Consider the following 3,075-nt stretch of genomic DNA (forward strand, 5'->3'; position numbering starts at 1 on the left):
GAGGGTGCGGTGCCGTCGACATCGAGCGGTGCGGCGTGGGGTCAGGACGTGCCCGGCTCCGTCCCCGCGGACGATCCGGGCTCGGCCGACTCCGGCCCCGTGCCCGCGGTGTCCGCACCGGCGACCGCGGCGGGCAGCAACGCGTCGAGCGCGGCCCCGGTGATGCGGCGGAACGCGCGGCGCGGGCGGGTCCGCTCGAGGACCGCGACCTCGAGCTCGCCCCGGCCGAGCATGCGCGGACCGGCGTCGGCGGCCCCGGTCGGGCCCTGCTGCAGGGCCGTGACCGCCACCTCGATCGCCGCGGACAACTCCAGGCCCGCACGATACGACTCCCGCAACGCGGTCAGGATCGGTTCGGTGTTGCCGCCCATCACCACGAACCGGGGTTCGTCGACGATCGACCCGTCGTAGGTGATGCGGTACAGCTGCGCGGTGTCCTCGGTGCCGGCGGGCCCCACCTCGGCCACACAGATCTCCACCTCGTACGGTTTCGGCTGGTCGGTGAAGATCGTGCCCAGCGTCTGCGCGTACGCGTTGGCCAACGCCCGGCCGGTCACATCCCGCCGATCGTACGAATAGCCGCGCATGTCGGCGTGCATGATGCCGGCCCGCCGCAGATTCTCGAACTCGTTGTACTTGCCGACCGCGGCGAACCCGAGCCGGTCGTACAGTTCACTGATCTTGTGCAACGCCTTCGACGGGTTCTCCGCGACGAACAGCACCCCGTCCGCGTAGATCAACGCGATCACACTGCGTCCCCGGGCGATGCCCTTGCGGGCGAGCTCCGAGCGATCGCGCATGATCTGCTCGGCGGACGCGTAATACGGCATCGTCACTGGCCACCTCCGGCGGTGCGGTCGGCCACGATGGTTCGGGCCAGCTCGGACAACGTTTCCTCGGCCACCGCCACCGCCCCGGCCGCGGTGATCACCACCGCGGTCGGATAGATCCCGCGGGTGGTGTCCGGGCCGCCGGTCGCGGTGTCGTCGTCGGCCGCGTCGTACAGCGACTCGACCGCGCTGCGCAACGCGGTCTGCTCGTCGGCGTCGGCGCGGTAGAGCTTCTTCAGCGCCGAGCGGGCGAACAACGACCCGGACCCGACCGCGTGATACCCGGCGCGTTCCTCGTAGCGGCCACCGACCACATCGAACGACACGATCCGGCCCGCGCGGCGCGGATCGCCGGCATCGAGATCGAATCCGACGAGCAACGGCACCACGGCCAGGCCCTGCATCGCCGCACCCAGGTTGCCGCGCACCATCGACGAGAGCCGGTTGGCCTTGCCGTCGAAGGTCAGCGATACCCCCTCGATCTTCTCGTAGTGCTCGAGTTCGACCGCGAACAGCCGCACCAGCTCGATCGCCAGTCCGGCCGTGCCGGCGATCCCGGCGGCCGAATAGCTGTCGGTGATGAACACCTTCTCCACATCACGCGAGGCGATGACGTTGCCCATCGTGGCGCGCCGGTCCCCGGCCAGGAGCACGCCGCCGTCGAAGGTCACCGCGACGATGGTGGTGCCGTGCGGCGCCAGCTCGGTGTGGTTGCCGCGCTCGGACGCGAACCGGTGTTCGGGCAGCAACTCGGGCGCGTGCGCCCGCAGATGATCGGAGAACGACGACAGGGGCGACGCGAGGTGCAGCCGTGGCTGCACCTCGCGGTAGGGAAGTGAGGACCGATCCGCTGTCACTGGCCACCTTTCTGGACATAGGCACGGACGAAGTCCTCCGCGTTCTCCTCGAGCACGTCGTCGATCTCGTCGAGCAGATCGTCGGTTTCCGAGCCGAGCTTCTCGCGGCGCTCCTGACCGGCACCGGCCTCGCCGACGACCTCGTCGTCGTCTCCGCCGCCACCGCGTGTGGTCTGCTCTTGCGCCATAGCCGCCGACCTCCTCCTGCTCTCGGTGGCACCCGAACCCGGTCGACGACCGGTACGGCCACCACAACATCAGGCTTCCACCCTACCGAGCGCGCCCCGTTGCGCGCGGCGACACGACGAGACGCTCAGCGTGTGAGCTGATCGACGAGTTCGGCCGCGGACTGCACCGAGTCCAGCAACTCCCCGACGTGCGCGCGGCTGCCGCGCAGCGGCTCGAGCGTCGGGATCCGCACCAGCGACTCCCCACCGAGATCGAAAATCACCGAATCCCAGCTGGCCGCGGCGATATCGGCCCCGAACCGGCGCAGGCATTCGCCCCGGAAATAGGCGCGGGTGTCCGTCGGGGGGGTGTGCACCGCCTCGAGCACCTGCTGCTCGGACACCAGCCGCTGCATCGACCCGCGGGCCACCAGCCGGTTGTAGAGGCCCTTGTCGAGCCGCACATCCGAGTACTGCAGGTCCACCAGATGCAGCCGCGGCGCCGACCAGGCCAGGTTCTCCCGCTGCCGGAAGCCCTCGAGCAGCCGCAGTTTCGCCGGCCAGTCGAGCAGGTCCGCGCACTCCATCGGGTCCCGCTCGAGCAGGTCGAGCACCATCGCCCACTTGTCGAGAATGTCCAGGACCCGCTTGTCCTCGGTGCCGTCGTGGAACCGCGCGGCCCGCTCGTGATAGATCCGCTGCAACGCCAGCCCCGTCAACTCCCGGCCGTCGACGAGGGCGACGGTGCGGCGCAGCGTCGGGTCGTGGCTGATGTGGTGCACGGCGGTGACCGGGCGGGCCAGCTGCAGATCCGACAGTTCCACCCCCGCCTCGATCAGGTCGAGTACCAGCGCGGTCGTGCCGACCTTGAGATACGTCGACATCTCCGCGAGGTTCGCATCCCCGATGATCACGTGCAGCCGCCGGTACTTGTCGGCGTCGGCGTGCGGTTCGTCGCGGGTGTTGATGATGCCGCGCTTGAGGGTGGTCTCGAGGCCCACCTCGACCTCGATGTAGTCGGCGCGCTGCGAGAGCTGGAAGCCCGGCTCGTCGCCGTTCTGCCCGATCCCGACCCGTCCGGACCCGCAGATCACCTGCCGGGACGCGAAGAACGGGGTCAGGCCGGCCACCACCGACGAGAACGGGGTCTCCCGGGCCATCAGATAGTTCTCGTGGGTGCCGTAGGAGGCGCCCTTGCCGTCGGCGGTGTGGTTGTCCACC

Annotated in this window: 4 protein-coding genes; all 4 read right to left on the bottom strand. The window is 69.9% G+C overall.

Going from position 1 to position 3,075, the window contains the following annotated elements:
• Window positions 1-41 precede the first annotated feature (41 nt).
• Window positions 42-836, bottom strand: a complete 795-nt coding sequence (prcA, locus tag Q8814_RS25315; RefSeq protein ID WP_330154707.1) for a proteasome subunit alpha — start codon at window positions 834-836, stop codon at window positions 42-44.
• The gene (prcB, locus tag Q8814_RS25320; RefSeq protein ID WP_330154708.1) at window positions 833-1,687 is read right to left on the bottom strand and encodes a proteasome subunit beta; all 855 of its coding nucleotides are present in this window, start codon (window positions 1,685-1,687) and stop codon (window positions 833-835) included. Before prcB ends, prcA begins: the two co-directional genes overlap by 4 nt.
• Window positions 1,684-1,875 (bottom strand): ubiquitin-like protein Pup, encoded by a 192-nt coding sequence (locus tag Q8814_RS25325; protein ID WP_330154709.1) that lies wholly within the window; start codon window positions 1,873-1,875, stop codon window positions 1,684-1,686. The genes prcB and Q8814_RS25325 overlap by 4 nt, the downstream gene beginning before the upstream one ends.
• A 125-nt stretch (window positions 1,876-2,000) precedes the next feature.
• Window positions 2,001-3,075 (bottom strand): depupylase/deamidase Dop (gene dop, locus Q8814_RS25330; protein WP_330154710.1); only part of this gene is annotated, 1,075 nt, incomplete at its 5' end.

Source organism: Rhodococcus chondri (assembly GCF_036327435.1).
GTDB lineage: Bacteria > Actinomycetota > Actinomycetes > Mycobacteriales > Mycobacteriaceae > Rhodococcus > Rhodococcus chondri.

Coding starts and splice junctions, on each gene's coding strand:
- Q8814_RS25325 (WP_330154709.1), bottom strand. CDS start 1,875: ATGGCGCAAGAGCAGACCACACGCGGTGGCGGCGGAGACGACGACGAG.